12 protein-coding genes and 1 tRNA gene are annotated in these 20,532 nt (G+C 64.5%); 6 read left to right on the forward strand and 7 right to left on the reverse strand.

The genetic code is table 11. The annotated features are described in order from the left end of the window. Nucleotides 1–156: 156 nt before the first annotated feature. The 5 genes from AC6LJY_RS17535 to AC6LJY_RS17555 all read left to right on the forward strand — a co-directional run bounded on the left by AC6LJY_RS17535 (nt 157) and on the right by AC6LJY_RS17555 (nt 10,034). Nucleotides 157–1,068 (forward strand): LysR family transcriptional regulator, encoded by a 912-nt coding sequence (locus tag AC6LJY_RS17535; RefSeq protein ID WP_120153849.1) that lies wholly within the window; start codon nt 157–159, stop codon nt 1,066–1,068. Nucleotides 1,069–1,227: 159 nt separating this feature from the next. Continuing rightward, on the forward strand, nt 1,228–2,838 hold the full coding sequence (locus tag AC6LJY_RS17540; protein WP_498136444.1) for a methyl-accepting chemotaxis protein: 1,611 nt from the start codon (nt 1,228–1,230) through the stop codon (nt 2,836–2,838). Between the two features lie 184 nt (nt 2,839–3,022). Continuing rightward, complete coding sequence (locus AC6LJY_RS17545; RefSeq protein WP_046804235.1) at nt 3,023–3,310, forward strand: ClpX C4-type zinc finger protein; 288 nt, start codon at nt 3,023–3,025, stop codon at nt 3,308–3,310. Between the two features lie 295 nt (nt 3,311–3,605). Next, a complete protein-coding gene (locus AC6LJY_RS17550) occupies nt 3,606–6,635 on the forward strand; it encodes an autotransporter family protein (RefSeq protein WP_498136445.1) in 3,030 nt (1,009 codons plus the stop codon). 303 nt (nt 6,636–6,938) lie between these two features. Beyond that, nucleotides 6,939–10,034, forward strand: a complete 3,096-nt coding sequence (locus tag AC6LJY_RS17555; protein ID WP_498136446.1) for an autotransporter outer membrane beta-barrel domain-containing protein — start codon at nt 6,939–6,941, stop codon at nt 10,032–10,034. Between the two features lie 348 nt (nt 10,035–10,382). Here the strand turns inward: AC6LJY_RS17555 and AC6LJY_RS17560 are convergent. From AC6LJY_RS17560 to mnmC, 6 genes are all read right to left on the reverse strand, one after another. Next, nucleotides 10,383–10,458: transfer RNA gene (locus AC6LJY_RS17560), tRNA-Lys, on the reverse strand. Between the two features lie 135 nt (nt 10,459–10,593). After that, nucleotides 10,594–11,391, reverse strand: a complete 798-nt coding sequence (locus tag AC6LJY_RS17565; protein WP_046804290.1) for a MetQ/NlpA family ABC transporter substrate-binding protein — start codon at nt 11,389–11,391, stop codon at nt 10,594–10,596. 64 nt (nt 11,392–11,455) lie between these two features. Then, entirely contained in the window at nt 11,456–12,109 is a 654-nt protein-coding gene (locus AC6LJY_RS17570) for a methionine ABC transporter permease (protein ID WP_006226291.1), read from the reverse strand. After that, entirely contained in the window at nt 12,066–13,154 is a 1,089-nt protein-coding gene (locus AC6LJY_RS17575) for a methionine ABC transporter ATP-binding protein (RefSeq protein ID WP_046804292.1), read from the reverse strand. The genes AC6LJY_RS17570 and AC6LJY_RS17575 overlap by 44 nt, the downstream gene beginning before the upstream one ends. Before the next feature lie 229 nt (nt 13,155–13,383). Further along, nucleotides 13,384–15,609 (reverse strand): glycoside hydrolase family 31 protein, encoded by a 2,226-nt coding sequence (locus AC6LJY_RS17580; RefSeq protein ID WP_046804293.1) that lies wholly within the window; start codon nt 15,607–15,609, stop codon nt 13,384–13,386. A gap of 269 nt (nt 15,610–15,878) precedes the next feature. Then, complete coding sequence (gene mnmC, locus AC6LJY_RS17585; RefSeq protein ID WP_498136447.1) at nt 15,879–17,753, reverse strand: bifunctional tRNA (5-methylaminomethyl-2-thiouridine)(34)-methyltransferase MnmC2/FAD-dependent 5-carboxymethylaminomethyl-2-thiouridine(34) oxidoreductase MnmC1; 1,875 nt, start codon at nt 17,751–17,753, stop codon at nt 15,879–15,881. Nucleotides 17,754–17,899: 146 nt separating this feature from the next. On the opposite strand from mnmC, the gene AC6LJY_RS17590 reads away from it, so the two are divergent. Further along, entirely contained in the window at nt 17,900–18,784 is an 885-nt protein-coding gene (locus AC6LJY_RS17590; protein WP_319305562.1) for an inositol monophosphatase family protein, read from the forward strand. On the opposite strand, the gene AC6LJY_RS17595 is transcribed toward AC6LJY_RS17590, so the two are convergent. Further along, nucleotides 18,781–20,520: an AMP-binding protein gene (locus AC6LJY_RS17595; protein WP_498136448.1), complete on the reverse strand. Its 1,740-nt coding sequence runs from the start codon at nt 20,518–20,520 to the stop codon at nt 18,781–18,783. The genes AC6LJY_RS17590 and AC6LJY_RS17595 overlap by 4 nt on opposite strands. Between the last annotated feature and the right edge of the window lie 12 nt (nt 20,521–20,532).

Below are 20,532 nucleotides of genomic sequence, written 5' to 3' on the forward strand. Positions count from 1 at the left end.
CGTTGCTGGCATAAATTCCGTCTTTGGCACTTCCGCTGGTCCCTGCCCGCCAGGACTTGCGTGCGACGGCCGTTTCCGATGCCATCCGCCCCGCGCGCCATTTTTGCGGCTGCCAACCGCTTGGACTCGACATTGAGATTTACGGCATCCACGTCAATGAAGCGATTCCACTTCGATAGCACCGCGCTTCGTTATTTTCTTACCGTCGTCGACACCGGGTCCGTCAATGGCGCCGCCGCGCGGCTGAACGTTGTCAGCTCGGCGGTCAGCCGGCAAATCGCGGGGCTGGAACAGCGCCTGCAAAACCAGCTGTTTGAACGCCATCCCAAAGGCATGCGCGTGACCGAGGTGGGCCGCATCCTGGCGGACCATGCACGGCGCGTGGAAGCCGATGCCGCACGCACGTATGCCGAAATCGGCGGCCAGAATGGGCGATACACCCAAACCGTGAAGATCGCCGGCGCCCATGGCATTGCGGCGCGCGCGCTGCCGCCCAAATTCGCGGCGTTCCAGACGGAGCATCCGTCGGTGCGCTTTAACCTGACCGTGCTGGACGCCGGGCTGGTCACTGAAAGAGTGCGCTCGGCCCAGGCCGACATCGGCGTCACGTACAGCCACGCGGCCGAAAAGGACATTGCCGTCATCTGTGCGCGGCCGGCCGAGATCGTGGCCGTGATGCGCCCCGGCCATCCGCTGGCCGCCCATGGCTCGCTGCATTTGACGCAGCTGTCGGCCTATCCGCTGGCGCTGCCCGAAGGCGGCAGCGCGTTGCGCCGGCTGCTGGACATGGCCTCAAGCCTGTACAACACCACCCTGTCGCCCGCTTTCACCTCCAACCACCCCGATGCGGTCTACCACTATGTGCTGACGGGCAACGCGGTGACCTTGTGCGCCCGCTTGACCGCCGCCGCCCAGCTGACGGCCGGCACATTGGTTTGCCGGCCCGTTCAAGACGCGCTGCTGAACGGCGGCCAGATCCAGATCCAGACCCACGTATCGCGCCCGCTGCCCGACGCGGCCCAGCGGTTTTTGCGGTATCTGCGCAGCGACACCGAAGGGTTGTTCTAGGCACGGGCGCGCCGCCGCCAGCTGCGTTGCCGAAACGACAACGGGGCGCTGAGAAATGATCAATTGTTAAAGTTGTAATCTAAATTTACAGTCGACGCGGGTTTATCACTTGATCTTGGCGGCGGCTTTGCGCCGACCGCCCTTGCTGGAGTCTCGCGCATGTTTAAGAACCTGAAAATTCGGACCGGGCTGTTGTCCGTCCTTACGCTGTTCGTCCTGGCGCTGGCCGCCGCCACCGGCATGGGCTGGTCATTCGCCAAGGTGGCCGATGAAGCGGTCGACAACCTCAATCTGGTGTCTACCGAGCAGACCCGCCCGCTTTACGAGACGCAAGTCCTGCTATTGCGCACCCGCATCACGCTGGTGGCCGCCTATCTGGACGTGCAGGCCGGACGCACCGCCCAGGCGCAGGCCAGCGTCGAGCAGGCGGGCAAGTCCCTGGCCAGCGCGCGCAAACGCTATGCCGTATTCCAGACGGTGCCCAAGCTGACGGACGCCGCCCGCAAAATGACGGCGGACATGGACGGCGTATTCGACGCCTATGTCCGCAGCATCGACGCGCTGGGCGACGCGCTGCAAAAGCAATCCGCCGAAGGCTACGTCGCGGCGGTGGCCGAGGCCCGCGTTGCGGACGCGCGATTCGAAGAACGGCTTGGCGCCATCCTGTCCCACACCGAGCGGCGCGCCGTGGAGATCAACGACGCGTCGGACCGCCGCTATCTGCAAGCCGAAACCGCCGCCATCGTCATGTTGAGCCTGGCGTTGATTCTTGCCATCGGTTGCTGGCGCTTCATCAGCCGCCAGGTGCTGTCGCCGTTGAAAGAGGCCGCGGTGCACTTTGACCGCATCGCCTCGGGCGACCTGACGCAGCGCGTCCACACCGGGGCCGACAACGAGATCGGCGTGTTGTTCTCGGCCCTGAAGCGCATGCAGGAAAGCCTGACGCGCACCGTGGCTGAAGTGCGCCGCAGCGTGAACGAGATCAACACGGGCGCGGCCGAGATCGCGTCGGGCAATACCAATTTGTCTTCCCGCACGGAAGAGCAGGCTGCGTCGCTGGAAGAAACGGCCGCCAGCATGGAAGAGCTGGCCACGGCGGTCAAGCAGAACACCGAACACGCCCACCAGGCCAACGCGCTGGCGGCGGAAAGCCGCGGGGTGGCAATGCGCGGCGGCGAAGCGGTGCACCAGGTGGTGGAAACCATGTCGCGCATTTCGGATAGCTCGCGCCGCATCGCCGAGATCGTTTCGGTCATCGACGGCATCGCGTTCCAGACCAATATCCTGGCGCTGAACGCTGCCGTGGAAGCGGCCCGGGCCGGCGAGCAAGGCAAGGGCTTTGCGGTAGTGGCGGGCGAGGTGCGGTCGCTGGCGCAACGCAGCGCGCAAGCGGCGCGCGAGGTCAAGGACTTGATCGAACAGTCCACCACCAACGTGGACAGCGGCGCCGAACAGGTGCGCCAGGCGGGCGAGACCATGCAGGAAATCGTGTCGTCCGTGCAGCGCGTTACGCAGATCATGGCGGAAATCACGGAAGCGTCGACGGAGCAATCGCAAGGTATCGACCAGATCAACCGCGCGGTTACGCAAATGGACGACGTGACGCAGCAAAACGCCGCCTTGGTCGAGCAAGCCGCCGCTGCCGCGTCGTCGCTGGAAGACCAGGCCGAGCGTCTGGCCGCTACGGCCGCGTTTTTCAAGGTGCCGGCTGAAACCATTATCGACGTCACGCCGCAGGCGGTTGCGTTACGTCACGCCCACGCGCACTGAGGCGATGACCGCCGCCTCATGCAAATGGCCGATATTGCCCCGCCACCCCATCCATTTGTATGAGTATTTTTTCCCTAAGCCGTTTTCCGGTTTAAGACTTGCCGGCCTGTGGCCGTTGTTAAAGGCGTAGGCGCCGTTATCCACACCGCGCCTTGCCCCCCACCACAACGAGCCGCCCGCCAAAATGAATCGCGCCCTTGCCTGTATTTTTTGCCATTCAACGCTGGCCCAGGGCGCGCCGTTGCTGGAAAAAAACGGTGCAGCCATCTGCAAGCGCTGCGTCGACCAATTCTCGGAACGCTTTTCGGAACGCGCCTGGGTCATGGCGGCCACGCTGGAAGAACAGCTGGACGTGCTGCTGGAAGAAAGCCGGCGGGCATTGACGCAAAGCGAAGCGCTGTCCGAACGGGCACGCAGTTGCGGCCTGAGCCTGCACTTGCTGTCGGGCGCATCGGCGCGCACGCCATCCTGACGCAACGCGTATTCCAGGGACGCATGGCATTGGGATATATGGACGCTTATATCGGCCTTCCTTAGGGCTTTGAAGCTGTCAGCTATCCGTAAGATCGCCTGCGCACGTTGCAAAACACTGTTGGGCTGATTATTAAAAGCTGCACGCCTGACGCGTTTTTGTTTTTTGTCGACATTATCGAACGTGCCGGCCCGTCCGCTTTCCCTTCGTCTGTGAAATGGCCATCCCGCGTTTAGTACCCAGTATTAAGCGTGCGCCGTTTTGCCGTCGCCCATCTCATTACCGAAAAGCAAAAATGCCTTCCTACGAAATGAAAAAACGGGCGATTTGTCTTGCCCTGCAATCACTTGGCCTGAGCGGCGCGTGGTCGTTGAGCCTGCTGGCCGCGACGCCCGCGCTGGCCCAGAACATCACGTGGACCGGCACGCAGAACAGCGATTGGCAAGACGCGCAAAACTGGTCCACCGCGACGCTTCCTGGTGCCGCCGGTTATTTATTCATCAATAGCGTGGCGCCCAACGCACCGGTTATCAACAACAGCGCCGGACAGGCGGGCATATTGTTTCTGGGCGCAATCGGCGGCCCATCGTTGACGTTGATAAATGGCGGGACGTTAACCAGCGACAGTGCCATCGTGGGCAATTCGAATAATGGCTTTACGGCCGGCACGTCCGAGCTGGAATCTGGTTCGGCCACCATCAGCGGCACCGGTTCGCAATGGAACGCCACCTTTTTAACCCTCGGTTTATATGGCGCGGGCACGTTGAACATTACCGCGGGCGGCAAAGCCGTCACGGCCAACACCGTGTCGCTGGGCGCGCACGCCACGTCCCACGGCACGCTGAATATTTCGGGCGTGGGCAGCGCGTTGCAGGCGGGGCAGATTACCGTCAGCGACAGCGGCGCCAGCGTGTTGCGAATTTCGGATCACGGCACGGCGCAGGGTTCCTCCTTGCTGGTCGCCAATAGCGCCGGCTCGGTGGGTACCGTCGAAATCCTCGGCGCCGGGGCCTCATTACAGACCAGCGGCGGCATGACGATCGGCGCGCGCGGCACGGGCACCGTCACCATCACCGGCGGCGCGTCGGCCACATCGGCCACCCGAACCTATTTGGGCTCATATGCCGGCGGTGTCGGCAAACTGGCGGTGTCCGGCGTTGGCAGCCGGTTCTCGTCGGTGAACGATATGGTCGCCATCGGCATGGATGCAGGATCGAAAGGCGAACTGACGGCAACGGACGGCGCGCTGGTCGACACGTTCCAGATCGTGGCGGGATACAGCGCGGCAAGCGAGGGCACCGTCGTCGCCGACGGCCCGCAAACCAAAGTCAGAACGAACAGCGCATTCCTGGTGGGCTATTACGGCAATGGCACCGTCAGCCTGTCCAATGGCGCCATGCTGGAAACGGCTAACCGCGTCCGGATCGGTGACGCTACCGGCTCGACCGGCACCCTGAATATCGGCGCCGCCGCCGGCGATGCCGCCACGGCTCCCGGCGTGGTGCAGGCAGCGCTGGGCGTGCGCTTTGGCAATGGGACCGGCAAGCTGGTCTTCAACCACACCGGCACGGATTATGTCTTTGCCCCCGCAATCAATTCCTTGTCACCGGGAATGGGCACGATCGACGTGCTGGCGGGCACGACCATCTTCACGGGCGATTCCAGCGCCTTCAGCGGGCAGACCCATGTGCAAGGCGGCGCCCTGACGGTGAACGGCATCCTGGGCGGCACGTTGAACGTAGCAGGCGGCGCGTCATTGCGCGGGGTTGGCCAGGTTGGCACGACCACGCTGCAAAGCGGCGCCATCCTGTCGCCCGGCAAGCTTGGCGGCGCGCTGACCGTAGCGGGCGACCTGACATTCTCGCCAGGATCGGTCTACCAGGTGATGGCGGATTCGCAATCGTCGGCAAGCAGCCGCGTAGTGGTCAGCGGCACGGCGAATCTGGCGGGGTCCGCCGTCCATATCGGCCCGGATGGCGGGTTCCAGACGCAGCGCGAATACACCATTCTTAGCGCCGGCACGATCAACGGGCGGTTCGACTCCTTGTCGTCCAACTACGCTTTTCTGGACCCGGCGTTGCATTACGACGCCCAGAACGTCGTGATGCAGCTTGGCCGCAAGCAGGTGCCCGTGGACCCGGGTACGCCCGGCACCCCGGAAACGCCGACCCGCCCCATCGCCTTCGCCGACGCGGCGCAAAGCGGCAACCAACGCGCCGTGGCCAACGCGCTGGACAGCCTGCCCGCCGGCAACCCGCTGCACGACTACATCCTGACGCTGCCGCAAGGCGCCACCAGCGCCGCGTTCAACAGCCTGTCCGGCGAAGCGCACGCCAGCGTGACCTCCAGCCTGACCGGCTTTAACAACACGGTGCGCACCGTGCCGCTGGCCTATCTGCGCGCCAATATGGGCGCCGGCATGCGGCCGGGCGCCCCCACCGCGCAAGCCGGCGGCACGCCCTTAGCGTCCGCCTTGCCTTCGTCAAACGCGCAGCCCGCCTGGGCCGAAGTGATCGGCAACTGGCAAACCTTGAAAGGCAACAGCGATGCCGGCCAAGTCCGCCAGAAGACAGGCGGCGTCTTCGCCGGCGTGGACCATGCCCTGGGCGGCGGCTGGCGCCTGGGAGGCGCGCTGGGCTTTACCGACGCCGACATACGCGTTGACGACCGCTCGTCCAAAGCCGACGTCGCCGGGTACAGCGCGGCCGTGTTCGGCGGCAAAGTGTTTGAGATGGGGCCGGGCAAGTTGAATCTGATGCTGGGCACGTCGTACACCTGGCACGACATATCCACCGAACGTCACGCCAGCGTGGCAGGTGCTTCGCAAAAGCTGACGGCCGATTATGGCGCCAGCACGACGCAATTGTTCACGGAACTGGGCTACGCCCTGCCCGTTTCGGAACACGTCGGCATCGAGCCCTTTGCCGGCCTGGCATGGAGCGACACGCGCACCCGCGGCTTCTCGGAATCAGGCGGTTCAGCCGCGCTGCGCGGGGAAAGCGACAGCACCACGCAGACCAGCAGCACGCTGGGCTTGCGCGCACTGACGAACTTTACGGTGGGCCAAACCGAAGGCCGCCTCCAGGCGACGTTGGGGTGGCGACATGCTTTTGGCGATGTGCAGCCCCAATCCGTGATGTCTTTTGATGGCGGACAAGCCTTTACCGTGGCTGGCGCGCCCATCGCACGCAATGCCGCGCTGGCCGAGTTGGGCGTCGAAACCGCCGTCACCAAAAACGCGACGATTGGTTTGACCTACAGTGGCCAGTTCGGCGGTGGTAACCGTGAAAACGCGGGGTCACTGCATATGACATGGAGATACTGATCGCCGCGTTTTGTTTTGTCGTTCAATAATAATTAGTGTTTCAAACTTCGCATTTTATATAACAGGATGGTATCTGCCGGCCATTTATTAATACTGCGGTTGGTATCCGCCGCGCCTGCTATTTCAGAATGGATGGTATCTGTTTGCAGGCGTTTTGTTATATAAAAGAACTGGTATAAATTGCGTCCTTTTTTTCGTTAACCCATTCGGTCCACACATATTGGCCTGTTACGTAGAAATACGTTTAAAACAGTCCAGCAATGTTTGTGCCGTGGATTATTAATCGAGACAAAGGACGCAGTTTTGATATACGGCACGAAGAAGTGGCTGACGGCGACGCTGGCGCTGGGTACAACTTACTGCGGCGGCGTCATGGCCGCCGACTTGACGGTTTCGCCCGGTAATACGCAAGTGTTCGACGGGTCGGCCAATTACGCCGGGGGCGTGGACGTCAACGGCGGTACGCTGGTTATCGGTGGCAATGGCGGTGGCGCGGGCGTCACGCTGGGCGGCAACGTCAACGCATCATCGAATGGCACGGTGGCGGGCTTCGGCACCGTCAATGGTGACTTGAACGTCTCCGGCGCGCGGGTTGCTCCCGGCTACGAAGTCGGCACGCCAACGGGCGTTTCCAACGGCAACCTGGTCGTCAACGGCAACCTGTCGATGAACAACAGCGTGTTTGCCTTCGAGACCGGCTACGCGGGCCTGCCCATCACTCAACCCGGCACGGGCGACAACATCACGGTCCGTGGCGACGCCGCCATCAACAACACGACGCTGAACGTCACGGTGAATACCTTGGGCGTGAACGCGGGCTATTACCGCATCCTGTCGTACGGCGGCAGCTTGTCGGGCAACGGGCTGACGCTGGGCAGCGTCACCGGCGACTCGGCACCCGGGGCCACCATTCAGTCGTTGACGGGCGATAAGCAGATCAACCTTATCCTGGGCCCCAGCACGACCAATCTGTGGAACGGCAACGGCGCGGCATCCGCCACGCGCGCGGGTGGCGGCAACGGCACCTGGAGCGCCGCAAGCACAAACTGGAACAGCCCCGGCAACGCCACGGGCGCCCTGCCGGATGGCGGCTACGCGATTTTCACGGGCGCGGCCGGCACGGTTACCGTGGACGGCGGCGCGGGCCCTGTCCGCGTGTCCGGCATTCAGTTCGCCACCGACCGCTACCGCCTGCAAGGCGCGCCCATCACGCTGGTGGGCAACGGCGGCAACCCGCCGGCGATCGTCGTGGGCGATGGCACCTATGCCTCGGGCCAGTTCGTCGACATTATCGACAACCCCTTGCAGGGCACACAGGGCTTCGTCAAGACCGGCCCGGGCTCGGTCATCCTGACCGCCGACAGCAGCGGCCTGACCGGCCCCATCCTGATCGCGGACGGTGCGCTGGAAATCGACGGCAAGTTGAACGGCCCCGTGGATATCGGCCGCGAAGTCGTGCTGGCCGGGGTGGGCCAATTGGGCAGCACCACGCTTTACCCGACCGCCGTGGTGTCGCCGGGCAATGATGGATCGCCCATCGGCACGCTGACCATCAACGGCAACCTGAACTTTGGCCAGGACACGATCTATCGCGTGCACGCCGACCCGGCCAGCAGCGCCAGCGACCGCATCCACGTCACCGGCGTTGCCTACCTGGACGGCAGCGTCGCGCATGTGGGCCCGGACGGCAACTACGCGCCGCGCACAACGTACAACATCCTGACGGCGGATGGCGGCATCCAGGGCCGGTTCACGGGCGCGTCCAGCGGCTATGCGTTCCTGACGCCCACCCTGAGCTACGACGCCAAGAACGCCTTCATGACGCTGACGCGCAACGACGTGCCGATCGGCAGCGTGGGCAACACGGGCAACGAAAACAGCGTGGGCGGCGCACTGGACCAGGAAGCACCGGCCGCGGGCGGCAACGGATCCGCGTCGGCGGGTAATGGCTCGACGCCGGCAGGCGGCGGGTCGGCGTCCACCGGTAATGGTTCGGCGCCAGCAGGCGGTGGGTCGACATCCACGGGTAGTGGTTCGACGCCGGCAGGCAATGGTTCGGCGCCTGCGGGGAACGGTTCGACGTCCACCGGTAATGGCTCGGCGCCGGCAGGCAATGGATCAACGTCCACGGGTAATGGATCGGCGTCGGCAGGCACCGGCTCGACGTCCACCGGCAACGCGTCGACCGCAACCGGCGGCACTTCGGCCTCCACCTCCACCCCCTCCGCATCGACGACGCCCCCTGCCACCGGCAACGGCGCCACGCCGACTACCCCCGGTTCCACGGTCGTCGCCAGCGGCAGCACACCCGGCAAAGCCACGGCCGCCAGCCAGGTAACCAACGCGGTGCTGGCCATGACGCCGGGCCAAGCGCGAGCGGCCCTGGCGATGCTGTCGGGCGAAGCGTACGCCAGCACCACCAGCATCCTGCAAAGCCAGTCGGATGCCGTGCGCACCCTGCCCCTTTCGCACCTGCGCGCCAACCTTGACGCACCCGCGATGGCGGGCCGGCCCACGGCGCAACTGGGATCACCCTCGTCCAACGCGCTACCGCAAAGCGGTGCGTACCCCGTATGGGCGCAGGCGTTCGGCAACTGGAGCACGTTCAAGGGTGACGGCAACGCGTCCAGCGTCAACCAGTCGGCCGGCGGCGTCTTCTTCGGCGCCGATGGCGAGGTGGGCAATGGATGGCGGATGGGCGGCGCGCTGGGCTACATCGGCAGCCACAACTCGATGGCTGACGTATCGTCGCGCACGAACGTCGACAGCTACACGGCATCGTTGTTCGGCGGACGCAATTTCAGCGCAGGCCCGGGCGCCATCCGGTTCATGGCGGGTGCTGCGTACACGTGGCACGACATCGACGCCAAGCGCAACGTGGCGGCCGGCAGCCTGAATCAACGACTGGAATCGTCTTACCACGCGTCGTCGACGCAGCTGTTCACCGAACTGGGCTACAAGCTGCCGATGAGCGACACGACCAGCATCGAGCCCTACGCCGGCTTGGCGTGGAACCAGCTGCGCACGCGTGATTTCAAGGAGACGGGCGGCACGGCGGCATTGCACGGTTCGGGCAACACGGACGACGTGACCAGCACCACGCTGGGCCTGCGCGGTTCGTGGGATTTCGCATCCAACCGCGCGCCGGGTCGACTGACCGCAACGCTGGGCTGGCGCCATGCGATGGGCGATGTGAGCCCCAAGCAGGAATTGGCGTTTGAAGGCGGCAGCACGTTCTCGGTGACAGGCGTTCCCATCGCGCGTGACGCGGCAGTGGTGGGCTTGGGCGCTGAAATGGCCATCGCCCGGAACACCACGGCGGGCGTGGCCTACGACGCGCAGTTCGGCGGCGGCAACCGCCAGCAGTCGGGTGTGCTGAAGTTGGCGGTTCGGTTCTAAGAAGGAAAGTCCGGGAGCGGGCTCATCGAGCCCGTTCTTGGATGCCGCCTTGGACGCCGGCTTTGCGCGGCGGTCCTGGATGCCGGTCTTGGCCGGCGGTCCTGGATGCCCTTCTTGGGCGCCGTTATTGGTCACCCGTTATTGGTCACCCGTTATTGGTCACCCCATTCTTGGTCGCCCCGTTCTTGCCGTCCGTTCGTAAAGGCAGATCCAAGCAATCCCCCCGGGAGGTTCCGCGAAGCGCCTCCGACCCGCAGATGAAAAAAAACGCCGCAAAAAAAACGCCGCAAAAAAAAACGCCGCTAGTGATAGCGGCGTTTTTTTCATTGCGGGTCTTGCGGTGTTCTGTGGTGGGCTGAGCGAGACTCGAACTCGCGACCAACGGATTAAAAGTCCGCTGCTCTACCGACTGAGCTATCAGCCCGACCGAAGCCAGAAATTATGGCGGATTTCTTCGGACTTGTCAAAATAATGACGCCCCGTTCCGCTCAAGCCGTCCGTGCGTCCATAAAAAACGGCCGCTTGCGGCGGCCGTTTTCGAGCGGTGCGGCGTCCTGGATTACCAGGCGGCCACCACGGCGCCCTTGTACTTGGTCTCAATGAACTGCTTCACGGCCGGGCTGTGATAGATGCTGATCAGCTTGGCGAATTCGGCGCGGTCCTTGTCCTTCTCACGCACGACCAGCACGTTGGCGTAGGGCGAATCCGGCGATTCCTGGGCGATGGCGTCCTTGGTCGGGTTCAGGCCGGCTTCCAGCGCGAAGTTGGTGTTGATGGCCGACGCGTCGGTGTCGTCCAGCGAACGCGGCAATTGGGCGGCGTCCAGTTCGATGAAGCGCAGCTTCTTCTTGTTTTCCACGACGTCGATCGGGGTCGCCTTCAGGCCCGCTTCCGGACGCAGCTTGATCAAGCCATTGGCTTGCAGCAGCAACAGGGCACGACCACCGTTGGTCGGGTCGTTCGGCAGCGCAATGCGCGCGCCGTCTTTCAGTTCGGCCAGCGACTTGATCTTCTTGCTGTAGATGCCGATCGGGAAAATTACCGTCTTGGCGATGCTGACCAGCTTGTAGCCGCGGTCGGCGTTGGCGTTGTCCAGATAGGGCTGATGCTGGTAGCTGTTCACATCCAGGTCGCCCGCGGCCAGTGCCACGTTGGGCTGCACGTAGTCGGTGAATTCGATGATCTGGATGTTCAGCCCTTGCTTGGCGGCTTCGGCCTTGACCACATCAAAGATCTGCGCGTGCGGGCCGGCGGTGACGCCAACCTTCAACGGCTTGTCCTGTGCCAGCGCGGGCTGGGCGAATACGGCGGCGCCAAGCGCGAATGCAGCCAGCGACTTCAAAACCTTGATGCTCATGTTGCGATATCCCGAGTAACGGAAGTAGAAAGAAGATTGAAGCAAGAGTGAAGCGATGTCGCGTTCAGCGATGCGACATGCGGCGCACGAAACGGTCGCCCAGGCTTTGAATCGCCTGCACCAACACGATCAGCACGATCACGACCGCGGCCATGACGTCTGATTGAAAACGCTGGTAGCCGTAGCGAATGGCCAGGTCGCCCAGGCCACCGCCACCAATGGCGCCGGCCATTGCCGAATAGCCGATCAGGCTGACCACGGTGACGATGGTGGCGGCGATCAGGCCGGGCAAGGCCTCGGGCAGCAGCACCTTCAGGATGATCTGCATCGGCGATGCGCCCATGGCGCGCGCCGCCGTGATCAGGCCCGGGTCCACTTCGCGCATGGCGTTTTCAGCGATGCGGGCCATGAACGGAATCGCGGCCACCGACAGCGGCACGATCGCGGCCGTGGTGCCGATGGACGTCTGCGCCACCAGCCGCGTGAACGGAATGATGGCGACCATCAGGATCACAAAGGGCACCGAACGCGTGGCGTTGATGATGGCGCCCAACACGTGGTTCACCGGCTGGTTCTCCAGCATGTTGCCGCGCGCGGTGACGGTCAGCGTGACGCCCAGCGGAATGCCGATGACCACCGCTATCGCGCTGGCCACGCCCACCATCAACAAGGTGTCAAGCAGCGACGTAATAAGCAGGTCGATCAGTTGCGGACTCATGAGCTATTTCTTCAACGGTAATGTCACGGGCGGTCAACGCGGCAATCGCGTCCTTGACCGCGGCGGGCGTGCCTTGGGCCAGCACGAACATCGTGCCCACGGCCACACCCTGGATGTCTTCAACGCGGGCCTGCACCAGGCCCACGTCCAGCGAAAACTGCTTGGATAGATCGGTCAGGAACGAGCCCGACGAATCCGTGCCGGTCAGAGACAGGCGCAACAAGCGCACGGCCTGGCCGGGCTGCGCGGCGGCCAGCGCGGCGATGCGTTCTTTCACGGCGGCCAAGGTGGCGTCGGTCAGGTCGGACGCGGTAGCGGCCGACACCATGCCGCGCGTGACGTCATGGCGCGGCTGCGCGAACACTTCGCGCGTGCTGCCGATTTCCACCACTTCACCTTGCGACAGCACGGCCACCCGGTCGCACACTTCGCGCACTACTTCCATCTGGTGCGTGATCATCACGACCGTCACGCCCGTCTTGCGGTTGATGTCGCGCAGCAGCGCCAGGATGTTGTGCGTGGTTTCCGGGTCCAGCGCGGACGTGGCTTCATCGCTGAGCAGCACGTCGGGGTTATTGGCCAAGGCGCGCGCGATACCGACGCGCTGCTTCTGACCGCCGCTGATCTGGCTGGGATAACGGTCACGCAGATGCTCCAGGCCCACCAGCGCCAACAAGCGCTCGACGCGCGCCGGGATCTCGGCCTTGGCCACGCCGGCGATTTCCAGCGGCAGCGCAACGTTGCCGTACACCGTGCGGCGCGACAGCAGGTTAAAGCCCTGGAACACCATGCCGATACGACGGCGCTGGCCACGCAGCTGCGCCTCGTTCAGTCCGGTAAGTTGCTGCCCGCCGATGGCAATCGTGCCTTCGTTCGGGCGCTCAAGCAGGTTGATGCACTGGACCAGCGTGCTTTTACCGGCCCCGCTGGGGCCGATGATGCCGAAGACCTCGCCCTGCTCAATGTGCAGATTGATGCCTCGCAGCGCCTGGAATTGTCCATGCGGCGTGGCATAGGTCTTGGATAGGTTCTCGATGTGAATCATGGCAAGCGATTTTGTATCTTTTCTCTTCTGAAGAGAACGACCGTTTTTTTCATTTTTAATAACTATAAGTAATATGACGCGCCGTAGCGCGCCCGCGATTCATTGGCCCGCGTCACCGCAGGAAGGGTCGCGATACGGACACGGCAAAACGCGTAAAGGGCAGTCAGGAAGGAAAGCCTTCCTGACTGCCCCTTTTATGACGATGACCGGGGAGCCGGCCGCGCCGATATCAGCGTGCGCGCGAAATGCGGACTTCCGCCCCCCGGCGCTTGACCTCAAGGCCTTCGGACGGCGAAATACGCAGCCCTTCCAGCCCCTTGATGTAGCTGGAGCCCTGCATCTGCATCACGCGGATCTTGTTGCGCATGACAACCGGGTTGTGCACCGGCATGCCGAACATCCAGACTTCGTCCAGGATACGGGCCGAATTGAATTCGCCCGTATGCTGCGCGGCGGGCCCCAGACAGAGCATGTGCCCTTCACGGCCAAAAACCGGGAACTGGCCCAGCTCGCAGTCGATCGTCCAGGTGGTGCCGCCTTCGTAGCGATGGCCGGTGTTCAGATCCCACCAGGCTTCGCCCTTGGGCAGATACACGCGCACCTGCTTGCCCGGTTCGGTAACCGGCGCCACCAGCAGGGCCGGGCCCAGCAGATATTGCAGATCCCATTCGTGGGCGTGCGGGTCGTTCGGAAACGACAGCGCCATGGAACGCTGCACCGGCAAACCGGTGCGGGCGGAATCCTCGATGGCGCCCAGCACATAGGGAACCAGGCGATAACGCCATTGCATCCAGGTGCGGGCTTGCGCCAGGGTGTCTTCGTCGAAGTCCCAAGGCATCAGGCCTTCCACGCCCTGGAACGAGAAGTTGGCCGAGAACACACCCACGGTCAACCAGCGCAAATACAGTTCGGACGTCATGCCGGCGCGATCGCGCGAGGCCGAACCAATGCCATGGACCTGCACGGGCAGGCCGCTGGCGCCGATCGACAAGGCGGTGCGCAAGGTATGGCGCAGGCCATCCCAGGAGTTTTCCGCCTGCGGCCCCACCTGCCACGGCAGGCGCTGCGCGGCGGGGAACAGGTCAGAGCTGGGCACGACGCCTTCGGGCGGCACTTTCAGGCCGGCCACGGCATCGAACAACGCGCGGCGCACCAGCAGCGGGTACATCGTGCGCAACGCGGGGCCCGTTTCGCCGTTGCGTGCCGTCACGCCATCGGGGATGGCGATCTGGGCGTCGCAAGCGGGCGCGTCCAGGCCGTCGTCGATCAGCTGGCGATGACGCTCGACCCACAGGTTGTAGATGTCGCGATAGGTCAGGTCCAGCAAGCCGAAGGGCTGACCGGAGGTGGCGGCGATGCCGTCGAACACCTGCGCGGCGCCGTCTTCCTTGGCCAGCAGCCAGCCGCGATCTTCCAGTTCCTCGAACAACGGGCTGCTCTTGAGCACGCCGGGGAAACCGGAGGCCGCGACATGCACGTTGTGCTTATGGAAAAGCGCCAGCATCTGCTTGGCGTCAGGGAAGCGCTGGGCGTCCCATTCGAAAACCGCCTTGTCGGACTGGAAGCCCCACGCCACCGGCTGCGCCAATGTGACGGCGTCCACCGGGATCTGGTTTTCGCGCATGCGCGCCACCAGGGCCACCGTCTGCGTAGGCATTTCGCCGGCAGCCTGGGTCAGCCACGCGCCCATCGCCCACAGCACGGGCTGGCCGGCGCGGCCGGTCAGCGCGGTGTATTGGTTCAGGATTTCGGCGGGCTCGCCGGCGAACAGGAACACGTCCAGCACGGCATCGTCAACGGTCAGCACGTAGGCCGAATCCGCCGGCGCGACGCCCACGGCATGTTCCACGCGACGCATCGTGTTGACGTAAACGCCCCAGCCGCGCGGGCTCCATGCCAATGGCAAGGCGCGATGCTCGGGGTCGTCAGAGACAACAGATTCTTCGCGGCGGTTCAAGTCGCCCGGGGTTTCGCCCAGGCCAAAGACACGCTCGTCGGCCAGCAAGGTGAACCCCGCCGTCCAGACTGCGTCGTCTTCCTTGTCCAGCGCGTTATGCCCGAACGCGGGCGTATGCGCCGAGACTTCCGACTCGAATACCCGTTCGTCGTTGCGATACATCGCAACGCGCACGGGGTTGGACTGGATCTCCAGGGCGACGTCGCCCTGGGTGATGCGCCAGCCATCGCCGCCATCGCGCGGGGCAATGGTGGCTTCGCCCACGGCCTCTTGGCGCGCGAGCAGCATCTCGGCCACGGCGCGCGCACGCGCGCCGGGCTTGTCATCGTTCAGGTGGTTCGCCTCGCCGCAGCGCAGGCGAAAAACACCAGGCGCATGCGCCTCGACTACCAGGTGCAACCCATCGCCCGCGTCGAAATCAAAACGACTGGGGCGGGACGTCAGCAGCTCGATGTTGTCGAGCTGGGTAGTATGGGCAAAGTCGAACTTGGGCGGCACAGAGCATCCCCCGGCTTAAGCCAAAAACCATCAAAAGACGCTATTTTGACGGATTTGAGCTTTGAAATAAACTCGGTCCCTCTTCTGGATGGGTTTCTCATCCTTAAAAAGGGGTCGTAAAGCCCTCGGCCAACGCCTCCCGGCCTAGAGCCGCGCGCCGCCGAAACGCCAACATCAGGCCCATTACGGTCTATTTGGCGCCAAATCCTGGCAATTACCGCAATTCTACGCCACCTGGCTCCGGCCCCTGCCAGAGACCGAACTTTTTTTCACCTTGGTGAAATAAGTTGGGCCAGATCGGTTTCCAGCACATCCGGCTCGCCGCTCAGGCGTGCCGCGATCACATCGCCCATCAGCGCCGACCACGACAAGCCCCGCGACGCATAGCCCACGGCTATCCACAGCCCGGGCGCATGCCGCAATTCCCCCACGGCGGGCAGCCGCCCAGGCAACACGGCGCGCCAGCCCGCCCACCCCGGCAGCGACCCGGGCACCAAGGCCGCAAAACCCGGAAAGGGGCCGCCCAGCAGCCCCGCCGCCTTGGCCAAGGTGGTGCGCTGGCCCGGCTCGGTGACCAAGGCTTGGGCCGCGCCGTGTTCGTAAGTGCTGCCGACCACGCAACCTGCACCCACATCCGGCAGCAGATAACCTTCGCCCCCCACAATGCAGCGCGGACCACCGTCAAGCGCCGCAGCGGGCACCAGCGTGACTTCGCCCGCCAGCGCGTGCATCTGCGCCACGCGCGGCAGAGGGTCCAGCAACCCGCTTTGCTTCAATACCGCTTGCGCACCAAAGGCGTTGGCCAGGATGACGGTTTGCGCCTGCGCCAATTCTTTGCCCTGGGCGTCCAAGACACGCCAGCCCTGCCCCGACGCCTCGACACGGGCCCCGTTGCCGGGCACAACGCCGACGCCGGGCGTTTGCAGCAACGCATCGATAAGGCGGTTGGGCTGAACCAGCATGCCTTGTCCGAAGTACACGCCGCCCCGGGCCACCGGCAGGCCGGCCAAGGCGCTGGCTTCGTCACGGTCGACCACCCGCACCCAATCGGGCGGGAATGCCAAGGTTTGCAATGTGCCGGCCAGCGCGGCGGATTTGCCGGCGTCGCGTTCAACCTGGACCGTACCGCAAACCTGGGGCGCGGCATCGCCGCCCAGCCCTTGCCAGCGGGCCTGCGCGCGTTGGCTTCCGGCGCGGGACAGGCGTGCGCGTGCATTGTCGTCGCGTGCCACCACGGGCGTCAGGGCGGCGGCCACATGGCCCGCATGCGCGGGCTTGCCCAGCGCCCGGGCCGCATCCAGCACCGTTACACGCCAACCGCGCCCGGCCAGCGACTGCGCGATGCCGGCCCCCGCCAGCCCTGCGCCGATCACCACGGCATGCTTGGCGGCGACCGGCCCGGCGATGGCGGCGGCTACCTGGCCCGGCGCGCGGGCGATGCCCTCGGTCATATGCCATTTGCCGCCGTAGCCGGGCGTGCGCCGCACGTCAAAACCCGCGTCCTGCAGGGCCTGGCGCAGCTCGCCGGTGCATGCCCAGGTGGCTACGGTGGCGCCGGGCGCGGCCAGTTGTGCCAGATCCCGCAGCAAGGGCGCGGACCACATGCCCGGATTGCGCTCTGGCGCGAAGCCGTCCAGGAAGAAAGCGTCCACGCGCGCCGACAGGCGCGGTGCAATTGCTTCGGCATCGCCAAAGCCCAGCGTCAACGTCACCGCGCCGTTCTCGAATTCGAGCCGATGCAGCCCCGGCAGCAGCGCGGGCCATTGGTCCACCAGGCGCTGCGCCAACTCGGCCAGTGGCGTGGCGGCGTAGCGAGCCAACAAGGCGGCAAGGTCATCGCGGGTAAAGGGATGCCCCTCTATCGACACCACATGCAGCGCGGCAGGCCGCTGGGGATCTTGCCGCCAGGCGTGCCACAGCGCCAGAAAATTGAGTCCCAGGCCGAAACCGGTCTCGCAAACGGTAAATGCGTCGCGTCCACGCCAGCGCGCCGGCAGCCCGTTACCGCGCAGGAACACGTGTTCGGCCTGGCCCACCGATCCGGGGTGCGGGTGATAGACGTCGCCGTACACGGCGCTGTACAGCTTGCCGTCGGCGTCGAATTCGATCACTGCGGGGGTCAGGGGAACGTAAGGCGCGGACATGGGGTTTTTCGAAAGAATGGACAGAGTTGTGACAAACGCGAATTATCGACGGGCCGCCGCGCAGACGTTGGATGGACGCCACGCGGCGCCCGGCTTTCGCGCGGCTGCCGCAGATTTGACGCAATCATGGGCTTACACTGGTTTGCATGGACACCTATGATCAGCCCCGCTCACTGGCCCAGCCCATCGACCTGTGCGCCGCGATCGATGCGGCAGTTACCGCAGCGCATGGCGGCGCGGCCATCTTGCAATCCTACGCGCATCATCGCGCCGATCTCGTGATCGACCGCAAGGCGCGCAACGATCTCGTCTCGCAGGCGGACCGCGAAGCCGAGGCCGTCATTATTCAGGAACTGCGCGAGCGTACGCCCAAGTTCGGCATCGTGGCCGAAGAGACGGGCGGCAAGCCGCAAGGCAGCGCCACCTGGTACATCGACCCGCTTGATGGCACCACCAACTTCCTGCACGACATTCCCCACTACGCCGTTTCCATCGCGCTGATCGCGCACGCGGGCACGGCGGTATCAGCCACCGAAACGCTTGCCGAAGACACGCCCGTTATTGGCGTGGTGTACGACCCGAATCGCGAAGAACTGTTTACCGCCGTGTACGGCATCGGCGCCTGGTTGAACGGCCGCCGCATCAAGTGTTCGCGCACGCAGACCATCGAAGATTCCGTGCTGGCCACCGGCTTTCCGTTCCGCGACTTTTCCTTTGCCGACCAATACATGCCCATGCTGAACGACGCCATCAAGCGCGCGCGCGGCGTGCGGCGCATGGGCGCGGCCGCGCTGGACCTGGCATGGACGGCTTGCGGCCGCTACGACGGGTATTGGGAGATGGGGCTGGCGCCGTGGGACGTGGCCGCCGGCACGCTGATCCTGCGCGAAGCGGGCGGCACGTGTTCAGACATGCACAAGCTGGATCCCTGGCCTATCGGTGGACGCGTCGTGGCGGGCAACCCCGCCATCGAACGCGCCCTGCACGACATGATTGCGCCGCATCTGGACAACGGGCCGGCAACCGCCTAGCGAACGGTCGCGCCTGTGTTCGCGCCCGGGTTGGCGCCAGATGGCGACGCCGCGGGTGCGGATGAAGGCGCGTCGGGCCGCAATTCGCGGCGCAGGATCTTGCCCACGTTGCTCTTGGGCAATTCGTCGCGGAATTCCACGAAGCGCGGTCGCTTGTAGCCTGTGAGCTTTTCGCGGCACCAGTCCTGCACCTGCGCCTCGGTTAACGACGGGTCGCTCTTGACCACGAACACCTTCACCGATTCTCCGGAGTGTTCGTCCGGCACGCCGATGGCCGCGCATTCAAGCACGCCCGGCATCTGCGCCACCACGGCCTCGACCTCGTTCGGATAGACCTTGAATCCGGACACCGCGATCATGTCCTTTTTGCGGTCCACGATGCGCGTATAACCCTTATCGTCCATGATGCCGATGTCGCCCGTGCGAAAGAACCCGTCGGCCGTCATCGATTGCTGCGTTTCTTCGGGCTTTTGCCAATAGCCCAGCATCACCTGCGGCCCGCGTATGCCCACTTCGCCGCGTTCGCCCAGCGGCACTTCGTGACCCGCATCATCAAGAATGGCCACATCGGTGGACGGCAACGGCAGGCCGATCGAACCGGAATATGCCGTGGCGTTGGTGGGGTTCACCGTCGCCACCGGCGACGTTTCCGACAAGCCATAGCCTTCGATCAAAGGGCGGCCCGTGATCTTCAGCCAGCGTTCGGCCACCGGTTGCTGCACGGCCATGCCGCCGCCCAGCGTCAAGCGCAGGGCCGAAAAATCCAGCTTGGCAAAGTCGGCGTTGTGGGCCAGCGCATTGAACAAAGTGTTGACGCCCGGGAACAGATTGATCGGCACCTTGCGCCAGGCCGCAATCAGCGAAGGCTGGTCGCGCGGGTTGATGATCAGCACGTTGCGCATGCCCGCATGCAGGCCATACAAGCCGCAAACCGTCATCGCAAACACGTGATACAGCGGCAGCGCGCTGATGATGGTGAGCTGGGAATTTGCCAGATCGTGCACGACGGGCTGCGCGACCGCTTCGGTTTGAAGCACGTTGGCCGTCAGGTTGCGGTGCGACAGCATCGCGCCCTTGGGTACGCCTGTGGTGCCGCCCGTGTACTGCAACACCGCCACGTCATCCATCGTCAGCGCGGGCGGCGTGAATGGCAGGTTGGCACCGGCGGCCAAGACCTTGGGCAAGGACTGCGCGCCATCGATGTTCCAGGCGGGAACGATCTTCTTGATATGGCGGGCCACGAAGTTGACCAGCGGCGCCTTCAGCCCACCGAGCAGATCGCCCGGCCCCGTCACGACAATATGCTTGAGCCGACCGCGATTCTTCACGCCCTGCAAGGTGTGGGCAAAGTTTTCCAGGATGAGGATCACGGACGCGCCGCTGTCTTGCAACTGGCGTTCCAGTTCGTCGGCTGTGTACAGCGGGTTCACGTTCACCACGACCATGCCCGCGCGCAGCGTGCCCAGCATGCCGACCAGGTAGGCCGGCACGTTGGGCATCATCAGCGCCACGCGGGCGCCCTTTTCCAGGCCCAGGCTTTGCAACCATCCGGCGAAGGCGCGCGCATGCCGATCCAGCTGCGCATAGGTGATATCGCTGCCCATCGCCGTGCAGGCGATGCGCGTGGCGTACTGTTTGCAAGCGCGGTCGAGCAGGTCGGCCAGCGAGGAATAACCCTCGGTGGAGATCTCTGCCGGCACCCCCTGCGGGTAATGGGCAAGCCACGGACGCGTCATGGTGTTTGTCTC

The organism is Achromobacter sp. RT286_PF (assembly GCF_059760425.1).

Bases quoted from the DNA above. Each gene is read 5' to 3' on its own strand.
- AC6LJY_RS17570 (WP_006226291.1), bottom strand. From the start codon at position 12,109: ATGAGTCCGCAACTGATCGACCTGCTTATTACGTCGCTGCTTGACACC.
- mnmC (WP_498136447.1), bottom strand. From the start codon at position 17,753: ATGTCCGCGCCTTACGTTCCCCTGACCCCCGCAGTGATCGAATTCGAC.
- AC6LJY_RS17565 (WP_046804290.1), bottom strand. From the start codon at position 11,391: ATGAGCATCAAGGTTTTGAAGTCGCTGGCTGCATTCGCGCTTGGCGCC.
- AC6LJY_RS17535 (WP_120153849.1), top strand. From the start codon at position 157: ATGAAGCGATTCCACTTCGATAGCACCGCGCTTCGTTATTTTCTTACC.
- AC6LJY_RS17550 (WP_498136445.1), top strand. From the start codon at position 3,606: ATGCCTTCCTACGAAATGAAAAAACGGGCGATTTGTCTTGCCCTGCAA.
- AC6LJY_RS17590 (WP_319305562.1), top strand. From the start codon at position 17,900: ATGGACACCTATGATCAGCCCCGCTCACTGGCCCAGCCCATCGACCTG.
- AC6LJY_RS17540 (WP_498136444.1), top strand. From the start codon at position 1,228: ATGTTTAAGAACCTGAAAATTCGGACCGGGCTGTTGTCCGTCCTTACG.
- AC6LJY_RS17595 (WP_498136448.1), bottom strand. From the start codon at position 20,520: ATGACGCGTCCGTGGCTTGCCCATTACCCGCAGGGGGTGCCGGCAGAG.
- AC6LJY_RS17545 (WP_046804235.1), top strand. From the start codon at position 3,023: ATGAATCGCGCCCTTGCCTGTATTTTTTGCCATTCAACGCTGGCCCAG.
- AC6LJY_RS17575 (WP_046804292.1), bottom strand. From the start codon at position 13,154: ATGATTCACATCGAGAACCTATCCAAGACCTATGCCACGCCGCATGGA.